We start from the raw sequence: 13,772 nt of genomic DNA on the forward strand, positions 1-13,772 counted from the left end.
TCACATCTCCCCGCGCCGCGAGCAGATCGACATGATCTGCTGGATTGCGTAGTTGTCGCGCACACCCGGCAGCGACTGCACGACGCATTCGTGAAAGCGCCGTTCGCGCGGCAGCAGCATCGCGTTGTTGCGGTACAGCGCGTCGCACGAGCGCTGGATCAACTGCGCGGCGGCGCCGTTGCGGCTCTCACGTAGCGCATTGAGCATGCAGTCGTCGTATTGCGCGTTGCCGTCGGTCAGCGCGAAGGCTGCTCCCGGCGCCGCCATCGCAACCGTCGCGAATGCGATCGCACGAATCGTTCGTTTCAAGTCTCCTCCGATGGTGTGGATCGGGTCGGCGGACAGCATAACGTAAAGCGATCAACGCGGCTGGCGCGTTGCGCCCGAACCGGCGCGGCGGGCCATGACGGGCGCGCCGGCTTTTCCCCGTTTTCTTCCGACGAAAACCGGTTTCGTACCAGTACTGTGCGACGCGGACGCATTGCCATATACTGTATATCCATACAGTTGTGGGTGGCGTCATGCTCGCATCCTCCATTACTCCCGAATCCCTTCATCCGTCCCTCTGGCGCGGCTCGCAGCTCGCGCGCGGCGGTCCCCGCACGGTCGAAACGGGCTTCGCGCCGCTGTCGGCCGAGTTGCCGGGCGGCGGCTGGCCGGTCGGCGGTCTCGTCGAACTGCTGGCCGCGCAGCCCGGCTGCGGCGAGATGCGGCTGCTCGCGCCCGCGCTCGCCCGCACCGTCAGCGCGCGGCGGCCGCTCGCGCTCGTCGCGCCGCCGCAGGCGCCGCATGCCACCGCGCTCGCCAGTCTCGGCGTGCCGGCCGACGCGCTGCTGTGGCTGCGCGCAGGCAGCCGCACCGATGCGCTGTGGGCCGCCGAGCAGGCGCTCAAGACCGGCTGTTGCGGCGCGCTGCTGCTCTGGCAGGACGCGCGGCCCGATGCGCTGCGGCGTCTGCATCTCGCGGCTGCGCGCACGGGCGACACGCTGTTCGTGATGCTGCGTCCGCTGTCGGTCGCGCGGCAACCGTCGCCGGCCGTGCTGCGCGTCGCGCTGCATCCGGTGCCGGGCGGCGTGTCGCTCGACATCGTCAAGCGTCGCGGGCCCGCGCGCAGCGAGCCGCTCGTGCTCGATTTGCCGTCACCCATCGTGGAGAGCCGCTATGCGCGTCTTGCTCGGCATCCATCTGCCGCGCCTGCCGCTCGACGTGTGCGTCCCGCCGCCGTCTGATGCAGCGGCCGGCGAGGCCAGCGAGGCCGGCTGTGCGGTGCTCGAGCAGGGTGTCGTGCTGATCGCCGATGCGGCCGCGCGCCGGCAGGGCGTACGTGCGGGCATGAAGCGCGGCGGCGTGCTCACGCTCGCACCCGCGACGCAGCTCGTCGAACGCGATCCCGCCCGCGAAGCCGATGCGCTGCGCGCGGTCGCGCTCGCGTTGCTGCGCTTCTCGCCGTGCGTCGCGCTCGACGACGAAGCCACGCTGATCGTCGACGTCGGCCCGAGCCTGCGCCTGTTCGGCGGCCTGCCGTCGCTGTGCCGCCAGGTGCGGGCGACGCTCGCGGCGCTCGGCTATGCGGTGCGCCTGTCCGCCGCGCCGACCGGACGCGGCGCGTGGCTGCTCGCGCGCACGTCGGCGCGCGCCCGCATCCGGCGGCGTGTCGCGCGTCAGGCCTCGCTCGTCCGCACGCTCGACCGGCTGCCCTGTGTGCTGCTGCCCGATGCGCGCCCATATGCGGGCTGGTTCGACGGTCTCGGCTGCCGCACGCTCGCCGATCTGCGCCGCCTGCCGCGCGCGGGGCTGCAGCGGCGCTGCGGTCCCGCGCTGCTGGCCGTGCTCGATCGTGCATACGGTGAAGCGGTCGAGCCGCTTGCGTGGATGGCGGTGCCGCCGGTATTCGACGTGCGGCTCGAATTGGCGGAGCGCGTCGAATACGCGGAAGCCGTGCTGTTCGCCGCGCGGCGGCTCGTCGTGCAGCTATGCGGCTGGCTGGCCGCGCGGCAACTGTCGCTGGCCGCGATGACGTTCGATCTCGAGCACGAGCGCGGCCGTCAGGCCGTGCCGCCGACGCCGCTCGCGCTCGCGTTCGCCGCACCCGTGCGCGACGAGGGGCATTTCATGCGGCTGCTCGGCGAGCGGCTCGCGCGCGTCGAGCTGCCGGCCGCGGTGATCGCGGTGCGGCTGAAGGCCACGCGCGTCGAATCGGTCGCGCCGCCGGCCGACGATCTTTTTCCGGAGCCGGGCGGTACGCGGGAAACCCGCGAGCGGTTGCTCGAACTGCTGGTGGCGCGGCTCGGCGCGGACAACGTGCTGCGCGCGGCACCCGTCGCCGATTACCGGCCCGAGGCCGCGAACCGCTGGCTGCCGCTCGATGCGCAAGCGGGCAAGCCGGCCGCCGGTCCGCCCGCTGCGCCGCCGCGTCCCGCGTGGTTGCTGGCCGAACCGTTGCCGCTGCTGATGCGCGGCGAGCGGCCGGTATTCCATACGCCGCTCCGGATGATGTCGTCGGCCGAGCGAATCGAAGCCGGGTGGTTCGACGGGCAGTTGGTCGCACGCGATTACCACGTCGCGCAGGACGAAGAGGGCGCGTGCTACTGGGTATTCAAGGAGCGGACGAGCAGTCAGGCGGCCCCGCGCTGGTTTCTGCACGGTTTGTTCGGGTGAGCGGAGATGGTTGCGGAATTCAGTTTGCTGCCCGATTACGCGGAGTTGTTCTGCCGCTCGAATTTTTCGTTCCTGCATGGCGCGTCGCATGCGGAAGAACTGGTCGAGCGCGCGGCGGAACTCGGCTATCGCGGGATCGCGATCACCGACGAATGTTCGCTCGCCGGCGCGCCGCGCATGCATGTCGCCGCGACGGCGAAAGGGCTGCCGCTCGTCGTCGGTTCGTATTTCGACGTCACGCCGGACGAAGTCGCGCCCGGCCACGATCCGGGCCCCGGTGCGTTCGGGCTCGTGCTGCTCGCGCAGAACCGCGACGGGTACGGCAATCTCTCCGAGCTGATTTCATGGCGGCAGATGGCGGCGCCGAAGGGCACTTACACGCTGACGTCGCGGATGCTGTCGGCGCCGCCGGCGGAGTTTGCCCACTTGCGCGGGATGCCCGACTGCTTCGCGATCCTCGTGCCGACGTATCCAGTGCGGGCGGACGTGCTCGATGCGCAGGTCGCCTGGTTTCGCGCGACGTTCGGCGAGCGCGCGCGGCTCGGGCTCGTGCAGTTGCAGCGTGCGCTCGACGGCGCGCAGCGCGACGAGATTCGTGCGGCCGGCAAACGGCGCGGCGTGCGGATCGTCGCGCTCGGCGACGTGACGATGCACCGGCGTTCGTGCAAGGCGTTGCAGGACGTGATGACGGCGATTCGCCTCGGCATGCCGGTGGCCGAGTGCGGGTATGCGCTCGCGCCGAATGCGGAGCAGCATCTTCGTGCGCGTGGACGGATAGCGAAGCTGTTTTCGCCGCAAGAGATTGGCGAAACCTGCGCGATTCTCGACGCGTGCGATTTCGATCTCGGCAAGCTGCGCTACGAATATCCCGACGAGATCGTGCCGAAGGGGCTCACGCCGACGCGCTATCTGGAACAGGAAACCCGGGCGGGCGCGGCCGTGCGTTATCCGAACGGCATCCCGGAAAAGGTAGAGAAGCTGATCCGCCATGAACTCGACCTGATTGCGAAGCTGAGCTACGAACCGTTCTTCCTGACCGTCTACGACATCGTCAAATACGCACGCAGCCAGAACATCCTGTGTCAGGGCCGCGGCTCGGCCGCGAATTCGGTCGTCTGCTATTGCCTCGGCATCACCGAGGTCGATCCCGATCAGAGCACGATGCTGTTCGAGCGCTTCATCAGCGAGAAACGGGGCGAGCCGCCCGACATCGACGTCGACTTCGAGCATCAGCGTCGGGAAGAGGTGATCCAGCACATCTACGAAAAATACGGGCACGACCGCGCCGCGCTCGCGGCCGCCGTCTCGACGTATCGTCCGCGTGGCGTGCTGCGCGAAACCGGCAAGGCGCTCGGCGTCGATCCGATGCTGGTCGATCGGGTCGCGAAGGGGCATCGCTGGTTCGACGGCAGCCGCGATCTGCTGCAGCAATTCGCGTCGACCGGGCTCGATCCGGCGACGCCCATGATCAAGGCATGGGCCGAACTGGCGGGGCGCTTGCTCAACTTCCCGCGTCACCTGTCGCAGCATTCGGGCGGCTTCGTGATCAGTCGCGGCAAGCTCACGCGGCTCGTGCCGGTCGAGAACGCGGCGATGGACGGGCGGCGCGTGATCCAGTGGGACAAGGACGATCTCGAGGCGCTCGGGCTGATGAAGGTCGACGTGCTCGCGCTCGGCATGCTGTCGGCGCTGCATCGCGCGTTCGACCTGCGCACCGCGTGGCGCGGGCCGCCGGAACCGGACGGCGAACCGTTCACGCTGAAACACATTCCGCAGGATGACAAGGAAACCTACGACATGATCTGCCGTGCCGATACGGTCGGCGTGTTCCAGATCGAATCGCGCGCGCAGATGTCGATGCTGCCGCGGCTGAAGCCGCGCAACTACTACGATCTCGTCGTCCAGGTATCGATCGTGCGGCCTGGCCCGATCCAGGGCGGCGCGGTGCATCCGTACCTGAAGCGGCGCAGGATCGTGGCCGGCGAAGAGGAGGGCGAGGTCACGTATCCGAGCGACGCGCTCAAGGAAGTGCTCGTTCGCACGCTGGGTGTGCCGATCTTCCAGGAGCAGGTCATGCAGATCGCGATCGTCGCCGCGGGTTTTACGCCTGGCGAAGCGGATGACTTGCGTCGCGCGATGGCCGCATGGAAGCGCAAGGGCAATCTCGAGAAATATCAGGACAAGATCATCAGCGGGATGCTCGAACGCAACTACACGCGCGAATTCGCCGAACAGATCTTCGAGCAGATCAAGGGCTTCGGCGAATACGGTTTCCCCGAAAGCCACGCGGCCAGCTTCGCGAAGCTCGCGTACGCGAGCAGCTGGCTCAAATGCCACGAGCCCGCGATCTTTCTCGCCGCGCTGCTGAACAGCCAGCCGATGGGCTTCTATCCGCCGTCGCAACTCGTGCAGGATGCGAAGCGCCATCGCGTGAAGGTGCTGCCGATCGACGTCACGCAAAGCGGCTGGGAGGCGTCGCTCGAGGCGCTGCCCGATCAGCCGCCTCCACATGGCCAACCGGCCGTGCGGCTCGGCCTGTCGCTCGTGCGCGGCCTTGGCGAAGCCGCCGCGCGGCGCATCGAAGCCGCCCGCGTCGCCGGCCCGTTCGACACCGTCGACAGTCTCGCCCGCCGCGCGCAGCTCGAACGCCGCGATCTCGAAGCGCTCGCCGCCGCGAACGCGCTCGCGACGCTCGCCGGCCATCGCCGCGATGCGTTGTGGCAGGCCGTCGCCGCGGCGCCGGAGCGCGACCTGCTCGCCGCCGCGCCGATCGACGAGGCGGAGCAGCCCGCGCTCGGCGCGCCGTCGGAAGCCGACGACATCCTCGCCGACTATCACACCACCGGCCTCACGCTGAACCGCCACCCGGTCGCGCTGCTACGGCCGGCGCTGCGCGCGCAGCGCCTGTCGTCCGCGGCCGAGTTGCGCGATCGTCCCGACGGCCGGCTCGCGCGCGCGTGCGGGCTCGTGATCGCACGGCAGATGCCGGGCACCGCGAAAGGGGTGATGTTCATGACGCTCGAGGACGAAACGGGCTGCGTGAACGTGATCGTCCGGCCCGAGCTGCTCGCGCGGCAGCGTCGCGAAACGCTCGATTCGCGGCTGCTCGCGGCGTCCGGCGTGTGGCAGGTCGTCAGCGACGTGAGGCACCTCGTCGCGCAGCATTTCGAGGATCTGACGCCGTTGCTTGGCGACTTGCGCACGTCGAGCCGCGAATTCCACTGACGCCTGCATCGCGCAGGCCTGCTCGGCAGGTGCATACCAGTTGGCCTAACTGGTTCTATTCCGGTCTCATATTCACGCCCGAAATCTGGCCGAACCGTGCACTGGAACTGTCCCCTTGCATACCACTTCGGGTAAATCCCTATCCCGCATTGCGTTGTAAACAAAGGCTTTCCCGCTACTAAAACGCTTGCCGTGCAAGGCTTTCGGCGGTTTCTGCGGCGCTAATACCAGTTCGTTGACTGGTATTATGGTGGTTATATAATGCATTCACTTTCGACGGTCCGAGATCGTTGTCCGCACGCGGAGGCACATGGAAACCGGCTGGGCCGAACTGGCGCCCGATCCCCTCGACGACACGCCGCTCTATCTGCAGCTCGCCCGCAATCTGGCGAGCGCGATCCACGCCGGCGCGTGGCGGGCCGGCGAGGCGCTGCCGTCGGAGCGGCTGCTGTCGGTGTCGGTCGGCGTATCGCGGATCACCGCGCGTCGTGCGCTCGCGCTGCTGGTCGAGCAAGGCCTGATCAAGCGGGCGCGCGGCGCGGGCAGCTTCATCACGCCGCGCGTCGCCGATCCGCTGTCGCGTCTCGTCGGCTTCACCGCGAAGATGCGCCAGCGCGGCTTCGTGCCCGATTCGGTGTGGCTGTCGCGCACGCTGCGCGCCGCGAGCCGCGACGAGCTCACGCATCTCGGCCTCGCGCCCGGCGCGACGGTCGCGCGGCTCGAACGGCTGCGCCGCGCGGACGGCATCGTGATGGCGGTCGAGCATTCGACGCTGCCGGCCGCGGTGGTGCCCGATCCGCAGGTGCTCGGCGCGTCGCTGTACGAATACCTCGAGGCGCGCGGCATGACCGTCGTGCGCGCGCTGCAGCACTTTCGCGCGGCGAACGCGACGCACGCGATCGCGAAATGGATGGCGGTGAAGCCGGGCTCGGCGCTCCTCGTGATCACGCGCATCGGCTACGGCGTCGACCAGCGCGCGATCGAAGTGACCGAAACGTATTGCCGCGACGACTACTACGACTTCGTCGCCGAACTGAAACGCTGACGCGCGAGACTGCCCGCGCACCCCGCGCGATCGCGATGGAACGCAATCGCGCGCAATGAATCGCAACGAATTGGCAAATCGCGACGCGGATGCCCGCGTCACCAGATCATCAAGAGACACGTCATGCTGACTGGCAACATCCTCACCCCCGACGGCTGGATTCACGGCTCGCTCGATAGCGAGAACGGCCGCATCACCACGCTCGACGGCACGCCCGTCGATCCCGCGAAGAACGACGCGCCGTACATCCTGCCCGGCTTCATCGACCTGCACGTGCATGGCGGCGGCGGCGCCGACGTGATGGAAGGCGGCGACGCGATCGAAACGATCGCTCGCACGCATGCGCAATTCGGCACGACGAGCCTGCTCGCGACGACGATGACCGCGCCGCGCGACGAACTGATGGAGGTCGTCGCGAATCTCGGCACCGTCGCGCGCACCCGCACGCCGGGCGGCGCACGGGTGCTCGGCGTGCATCTCGAAGGGCCGTACATCAACCCCGGCAAGCTCGGCGCGCAGCCCGACGCGGCCGTGTCGGCCGTGCTCGACGAAGTGCTGAAGTACCTGTCGATCGCGCCGATCCGCGTCGTCACGCTCGCGCCGGAAATCGCGGGCCACATCGAGATCATCGGCGAGATGGCCGCGCGCGGCGTGCGCGTGCAGCTCGGCCATTCGCTCGCGACCTACGACGACGCGGTCGCCGCGCTCAAGCACGGCGCGTGCGGTTTCACGCACCTGTTCAACGCGATGTCGCCGCTGCATCACCGCAACCCGGGCCTCGTCGGTGCGGCGCTCGCGCATGCCGAATACGCGGAAATCATTCCCGATCTGCTGCACGTCCATCCGGGCGCGATTCGCGCCGCGCTGCGCGCGATCCCGCGCCTGTACGTCGTGACCGACAGCACGTCCGCCACCGGCATGCCCGACGGCGAATACCGGCTCGGCAGCCAGCACGTGACGAAATGCCTCGGCGGCGTGCGGCTCGCCGACGGCACGCTCGCCGGCAGCACGCTGACGATGGACCAGGCGCTGCGCAACCTCGTGTCGCTCGGCCTGCCGATCGCCGACGTGTCGAACCGGATGTCGCGCTACGCGGCCGACTACCTCGGCATCGCCGATCGCGGCCGCCTCGAGCTCGGCGCATGGGCCGACCTCGCGGTGTTCGATCGCGACCTGAACCTCACCGCGACCTACGTCGAAGGAGAATCGATTGTCGAATATGCTTAAGGAAGCGCGCGAGTCCGCCCAGGTCGTCGCCGCGCAACTCGCCGACACCGCGCGCGTCGAAGCGCTCGCCGGCCAATTGCTCGATCACCCGCCGGCCGTCGCGCTGACGGTCGCGCGCGGCAGCTCGGATCATGCCGCCAGCTATTTCGCGAGCCTGACGATGAGCCGCCTCGGCGTGCCGGTCGCATCGCTGCCGATGTCGGTCGCGACGCTGCAGCAGGCGCCGCTGAAGGTGCAGGATCAGCTCGCGATCGCATTCTCCCAGTCGGGCAAGAGCCCCGATCTCGTCAACACGATGGCCGCGCTGCGCGAAGCCGGCGCGCGCACGGTCGCCGCCGTGAACGTGCTGCCGTCGCCGCTCGCCGACGCGTGCGAGCACCAGTTGCCGCTGCTGGCCGGCCCCGAATTGTCGGTCGCGGCGACCAAGAGCTATATCGCGATGCTGTCGCTGTCCGCGCAGATCGTCGCGTACTGGCAGCGCGACGCCGCGCTCGTCACCGCATTGCGCGGCCTGCCCGACGTGCTCGCGCAGGCCGGCCGGCTCGACTGGTCGGCGGCCGTCGCCGCGCTCGCGGGCGTCGAGCGGATGATCGTGATCGGCCGCGGGCTCGGCCTCGCCATTGCGCAGGAAGCCGCGCTGAAGCTGAAGGAAACGTCCGGCATCCAGGCCGAGGCATTCTCGAGCGCCGAAGTCCGTCACGGCCCGATGGAGCTGATCGACCGCGACTATCCGCTGCTCGTGTTCGCGCCGCCCGGGCCGGAACAGGCCGGGCTGCTGCAGCTCGCCGCCGACATGCGCGCACGCGGCGCCGCCGTGCTGCTCGCGGCGCCCGCCGGCACGCCCGGCACGCCCGACGCCAAGGGCACCGTGCTGCCGCTCGCGCAGTCCGCCCATCCGGCGCTCGACCCGATCGCCGCCATTCTTTCGTTCTACGTGATGGCGGCGGATCTCGCCGTCGCGCGCGGCCGCAATCCCGATACGCCGCGCCACCTGAACAAAGTCACCGAAACGCACTGATAGCCGAGAAAGCCGATGAGACGCGCCGAGGAGTCCCAGTTGAAGAGCCCCACCCACGATCAGATCGTTCTGCTCAGCCCGTTGACGGGGCCGATCGTCGCACTGGCCGACGTGCCCGATCCGGTGTTCTCCGGCGGGATGTTCGGCGACGGCATCGGCATCGACCCGCTCGCGGGCCGGCTCGTCGCGCCGTGCGCGGGCGTCGTGTCGCATCTCGCGCGCACCGGCCACGCGGTGACGATCACGACGCCGCAAGGCGCGGAAGTGCTGCTGCACATCGGCATCGACACCGTCGAGCTGAACGGGCAGGGTTTCATCGCGCACGTCGAAGCCGGCGCACGCGTCGAAGCGGGCGCGTTGCTGATCGAGTTCGACCAGGACGCGGTGGCGCGTCACGCGCATTCGCTCGTGTCGGTGATCGCGATCGCGAATTCCGACGCGTTCGAGGTGGTCGACCGCGCGAGCGGTTTCGCGACGGCCGGCGAGACGCCGTTGCTCGTGCTGCGCGGCAAGGGCGAAGCCGCCGCGCAGGCGGCGCAGGCCGGCGCGGCCGCGCACAACGAAGTGCGCCGCGAGATCGTGCTCGCGCAGCCGGGCGGCCTGCATGCGCGGCCGGCCGCGCGGGCGCGCGAAGCCGCGCGCGGGTTCGACGCGAGCGTCGACGTGCTGTTCGACGGCCGCAAGGCGTCGATCGCGAGCGTCGTCGGTCTGCTCGGTCTCGGCGCCGGCGAAGGCGCGACGGTCGAACTGGTCGGCCGCGGCGCGCACGCGCAGCAGGCCGTCGATGCGGTCGAGCGCGAGCTGCTGCGCGAGGCGCACGGCGAAGTGGAGGAAAAGCCGGCGCGGCTGAAATCGCCCGCGCCGCAAACCATCGTGCACGCGACCGGCGCGGCGCTCGACCCGAACACGCTCGCCGGCGTGTGCGCGGCGCCCGGCATCGCGGTCGGCACGCTGGTGCGTCTCGACGATGCGGACATCGTGCCGCCCGAACAGGCGTCCGGCACGCCCGCGTCCGAAAGCCGCCGGCTCGACCAGGCGCTGAAGGCGGTCGACGCCGAACTCGCCGAAACGGTTCGCAACGCGTCGGCGCGCGGCGCGGTCGGCGAGGCGGGGATTTTCGCGGTGCATCGCGTGCTGCTGGAAGACCCGACGCTGATCGACGCGGCGCGCGACCTGATCAGCCTCGGCAAGGGCGCGGGCTTCGCGTGGCGCGAGACGATCCGCACGCAGATCGACACGCTGTCGAAGCTCGACGACGCGCTGCTCGCCGAGCGCGCGGCCGACCTGCGCGACATCGAGAAGCGCGTGCTGCGCGCGCTCGGCCACACGAACGGCGCGGCGCGCACGCTACCCGACGAAGCCGTGCTCGCGGCCGACGAATTCACGCCGTCCGACCTGTCGTCGCTCGATCGCGAACGCGTGACCGCGCTCGTGATGGCGCGCGGCGGCGCGACGTCGCACGCGGCGATCATCGCGCGGCAGCTCGGCATCCCGGCGCTGGTGGCGGTCGGCGATGCGCTGTACACGATTCCGGACGGCACGCAGGTCGTCGTCGATGCGAGCGCGGGCCGGCTCGAACATGCACCGACCGCGCTCGACGTCGAGCGCGCGCGGCACGAGCGCCAGCGCCTGGACGGCGTGCGCGAGGCGAACCGGCAACAGGCGGGCGTTGCGGCCGCGACGGTCGACGGCCGCGCGATCGAGGTCGCCGCGAACATCGCGACGCTCGACGACGCGAACACCGCGGTCGACAACGGCGCCGATGCAGTCGGCCTGCTGCGCACCGAACTGATGTTCATCCATCGTCAGGCCGCGCCGACCGTCGTCGAGCACCAGCAGAGCTACCAGTCGATCGTCGACGCGCTGCAGGGCCGCACGGCGATCATCCGCACGCTCGACGTCGGCGCGGACAAGGAAGTCGACTACCTGACGCTGCCGCCCGAGCCGAACCCGGCGCTCGGGCTGCGCGGCATCCGTCTCGCGCAGGTGCGCCCCGATCTGCTCGACGATCAGTTGCAGGGCCTGCTCGCGGTGAAACCGTTCGGCGCGGTGCGCATCCTGCTCCCGATGGTGACCGACGCGGGCGAACTCGTGCGGCTGAGGAAGCGCATCGACGAATTCGCGCGCGCGCAGGGCCGCACCGAGCCGATCGAGGTGGGCGTGATGATCGAGGTGCCGTCGGCCGCGCTGCTGGCCGACCAGCTCGCGCAGCATGCGGATTTCCTGTCGATCGGCACCAACGACCTCACGCAATACACGCTCGCGATGGATCGCTGCCAGGCCGATCTCGCCGCGCAGTCCGACGGCCTGCATCCGGCCGTGCTGCGCCTGATCGACATCGCGGTGCGCGGCGCCGCGAAGCACGGCAAGTGGGTCGGCGTATGCGGCGCGCTCGGCGGCGATCCGCTCGCGGTGCCGGTCCTGGTGGGCCTCGGCGTGACCGAGCTGTCGGTTGATCCGGTGGCGGTGCCGGGCATCAAGGCGCGTGTGCGCCGTCTCGATTACCAGTTGTGTCGTCAGCGCGCGCAGGATCTGCTCGCGCTCGATTCGGCACAGGCGGTAAGGGCAGCAAGCCGCGAGGTCTGGCCGCTCGACTGAGCGTCGACGGCGGGCTCGCGGCCCGTTTTACTACGAAAGCAATTAGGTCAACGACGCTTAACGACGAGACATGGATTGGAGGATCGAATGGACGGGAATCCGTTTCTGAAAATACAGGGCCTGGGCCGGGCGCTGATGCTGCCGATCGCGGTATTGCCGGTCGCCGGCATCCTGCTGCGGCTCGGCCAGCCGGACGTGTTCAACATCAAGATGATCGCCGACGCCGGCGGCGCGATCTTCGACAACCTGCCGCTGCTGTTCGCGATCGGCGTGGCGGTCGGCTTCGCGAAGGACAACAACGGCGTGGCGGCGCTCGCGGGCGCGATCGGCTACCTGATCGAAACCGCGATCATGAAGGACATCGATCCCAAGCTGAACATGGGCGTGCTGTCCGGGATCATCGCGGGTGTCGTCGCGGGGCTGCTGTACAACCGCTACAAGGACATCAAGCTGCCGGACTACCTCGCGTTCTTCGGCGGCAAGCGGTTCGTGCCGATCATCACGGGGCTGGTGTGCGTGATATTGGGCATCGCGTTCGGGTACGTGTGGCAGCCGATCCAGCATGCGATCGACGCGGCCGGCCAGTGGCTGACGACGGCGGGCGCGATCGGTGCGTTCGTGTTCGGCTTCCTGAACCGGCTGCTGCTCGTCACCGGCCTGCACCACATCATCAACTCGCTTGCATGGTTCGTGTTCGGCAACTTCACGCCGCCGGCCGGCGGCGAAATCGTGCACGGCGACCTGCACCGCTTCTTCGCGGGCGATCCGACCGCGGGCACCTTCATGGCCGGCTTCTTCCCGATCATGATGTTCGGCCTGCCGGCCGCGTGTCTCGCGATGCTGCACGAAGCGCCGAAGGAGCGCCGCGCGATGGTCGGCGGCCTGCTGTTCTCGATGGCGCTGACGTCGTTCCTGACCGGCGTGACCGAGCCGATCGAATTCAGCTTCATGTTCCTCGCGCCGGTGCTGTACGTGATCCACGCGGTGCTCACCGGGCTGTCGCTCGCGATCTGCCAGATCCTCGGCGTGAAGCTCGGCTTCACGTTCTCGGCCGGCGCGATCGACTACGTGCTGAACTACGGGCTGTCGACGAAGGGCTGGATCGCGATCCCGCTCGGCATCGCGTACGGCGTCGCGTACTACGGGCTGTTCCGCTTCTTCATCCGCAAGTTCAACATGGCCACGCCGGGCCGTGAGCCGGCCTCGGCCGATGCGGCCACGGAATCGTATGCATCGGGCGGCTTCGTCGCGCCGGCCGCGGGCGCGGCTGCAACGGCCGCCGCGCCGCGCGCGCAACGCTACATCGCCGCGCTCGGCGGGGCGGCCAACCTGTCGGTCGTCGACGCGTGCACGACGCGCCTGCGCCTGAGCGTCGTCGATCCGGAAAAGGTATCGGAGCCGGAACTGAAGTCGATCGGCGCACGCGGCGTGCTCAAGCGCGGCGGCAACAGCGTGCAGGTGATCATCGGGCCCGAGGCCGACATCATTGCCGACGAGATGCGCGCCGCGATCGGCAGCGGCGCGGCAGCGACGGCGCCGGCCGCCGCCGCGCAGCCCGTCACGGGCGCGGCCGCCGGCCCGCTCGATCCGGAGCCGACGCGCTGGCTCGCGGTATTCGGCGGCGCGACCAACGTCGTGTCGCTCGATGCGGTGGCCACCACGCGCCTGCGCGTGGTCGTGCGCGATCCGTCGGCGGTCGATCGCGAGCGTCTCGGCGCACTCGACGTCGCATGGGTGGCGCTCGACACGTTCCACATCGTCTGCGGCAACGCGGCCGCACGCTATGCCGAACAGCTCGGCGCGCGCCTGCCGCCGTCGGGCGGCGGGGCGGCGGCACAACCGGCGTGAGGCGGTGAAGCCGGCCGGAGCCGCGTGGCGGGTCCGGCCGGGGATGAAACGAAAAACGGCTTGCGACGCGTACGTCGCAAGCCGTTTTTTCTTTGGCGCGGGCAATGCTCGATGCGCGACAGGCGATGCGTGGGCGCGCTTCGCCTGTCGCGC

Annotated in this window: 9 protein-coding genes; 8 read left to right on the forward strand and 1 reads right to left on the reverse strand. The window is 69.6% G+C overall.

The genetic code is table 11. From position 1 onward, the window contains the following. Positions 1 to 309, reverse strand: coding sequence for a VF_A0006 family four-cysteine protein (locus tag WS64_RS13180; RefSeq protein ID WP_081059262.1), 309 nt, complete (start codon positions 307 to 309; stop codon positions 1 to 3). Positions 310 to 521: 212 nt separating this feature from the next. Between WS64_RS13180 and imuA the strand changes: the two genes are divergently transcribed. The 8 genes from imuA to nagE all read left to right on the forward strand — a co-directional run bounded on the left by imuA (position 522) and on the right by nagE (position 13,619). Next, positions 522 to 1,229 carry a translesion DNA synthesis-associated protein ImuA gene (gene imuA, locus WS64_RS13185; protein WP_060966623.1) on the forward strand — a complete coding sequence of 236 codons (708 nt, stop codon included), beginning with the start codon at positions 522 to 524 and terminating at the stop codon, positions 1,227 to 1,229. Next, positions 1,162 to 2,658 carry a Y-family DNA polymerase gene (locus WS64_RS13190; RefSeq protein ID WP_060966624.1) on the forward strand — a complete coding sequence of 499 codons (1,497 nt, stop codon included), beginning with the start codon at positions 1,162 to 1,164 and terminating at the stop codon, positions 2,656 to 2,658. Before imuA ends, WS64_RS13190 begins: the two co-directional genes overlap by 68 nt. Before the next feature lie 6 nt (positions 2,659 to 2,664). Then, a complete protein-coding gene (locus WS64_RS13195) occupies positions 2,665 to 5,883 on the forward strand; it encodes an error-prone DNA polymerase (RefSeq protein WP_060966625.1) in 3,219 nt (1,072 codons plus the stop codon). 310 nt (positions 5,884 to 6,193) lie between these two features. Next, the gene (locus WS64_RS13200) at positions 6,194 to 6,928 is read left to right on the forward strand and encodes a GntR family transcriptional regulator (RefSeq protein WP_059575605.1); all 735 of its coding nucleotides are present in this window, start codon (positions 6,194 to 6,196) and stop codon (positions 6,926 to 6,928) included. Positions 6,929 to 7,051: 123 nt separating this feature from the next. After that, on the forward strand, positions 7,052 to 8,155 hold the full coding sequence (gene nagA, locus WS64_RS13205; protein ID WP_060966626.1) for an N-acetylglucosamine-6-phosphate deacetylase: 1,104 nt from the start codon (positions 7,052 to 7,054) through the stop codon (positions 8,153 to 8,155). Continuing rightward, positions 8,148 to 9,173, forward strand: coding sequence for an SIS domain-containing protein (locus WS64_RS13210; protein WP_060966627.1), 1,026 nt, complete (start codon positions 8,148 to 8,150; stop codon positions 9,171 to 9,173). Before nagA ends, WS64_RS13210 begins: the two co-directional genes overlap by 8 nt. Before the next feature lie 15 nt (positions 9,174 to 9,188). After that, the gene (ptsP, locus tag WS64_RS13215) at positions 9,189 to 11,771 is read left to right on the forward strand and encodes a phosphoenolpyruvate--protein phosphotransferase (RefSeq protein ID WP_060966628.1); all 2,583 of its coding nucleotides are present in this window, start codon (positions 9,189 to 9,191) and stop codon (positions 11,769 to 11,771) included. 87 nt (positions 11,772 to 11,858) lie between these two features. Continuing rightward, positions 11,859 to 13,619 carry an N-acetylglucosamine-specific PTS transporter subunit IIBC gene (gene nagE / locus WS64_RS13220; RefSeq protein WP_060966629.1) on the forward strand — a complete coding sequence of 587 codons (1,761 nt, stop codon included), beginning with the start codon at positions 11,859 to 11,861 and terminating at the stop codon, positions 13,617 to 13,619. Positions 13,620 to 13,772: the final 153 nt, after the last annotated feature.

This window comes from Burkholderia anthina, from assembly GCF_001547525.1.
Classification (GTDB): domain Bacteria; phylum Pseudomonadota; class Gammaproteobacteria; order Burkholderiales; family Burkholderiaceae; genus Burkholderia; species Burkholderia semiarida.

Bases quoted from the DNA above. Each gene is read 5' to 3' on its own strand.
- ptsP (WP_060966628.1), top strand. From the start codon at position 9,189: ATGAGACGCGCCGAGGAGTCCCAGTTGAAGAGCCCCACCCACGATCAG.
- WS64_RS13190 (WP_060966624.1), top strand. From the start codon at position 1,162: ATGCGCGTCTTGCTCGGCATCCATCTGCCGCGCCTGCCGCTCGACGTG.
- WS64_RS13210 (WP_060966627.1), top strand. From the start codon at position 8,148: ATGCTTAAGGAAGCGCGCGAGTCCGCCCAGGTCGTCGCCGCGCAACTC.
- nagA (WP_060966626.1), top strand. From the start codon at position 7,052: ATGCTGACTGGCAACATCCTCACCCCCGACGGCTGGATTCACGGCTCG.
- nagE (WP_060966629.1), top strand. From the start codon at position 11,859: ATGGACGGGAATCCGTTTCTGAAAATACAGGGCCTGGGCCGGGCGCTG.
- WS64_RS13195 (WP_060966625.1), top strand. From the start codon at position 2,665: ATGGTTGCGGAATTCAGTTTGCTGCCCGATTACGCGGAGTTGTTCTGC.
- imuA (WP_060966623.1), top strand. From the start codon at position 522: ATGCTCGCATCCTCCATTACTCCCGAATCCCTTCATCCGTCCCTCTGG.
- WS64_RS13200 (WP_059575605.1), top strand. From the start codon at position 6,194: ATGGAAACCGGCTGGGCCGAACTGGCGCCCGATCCCCTCGACGACACG.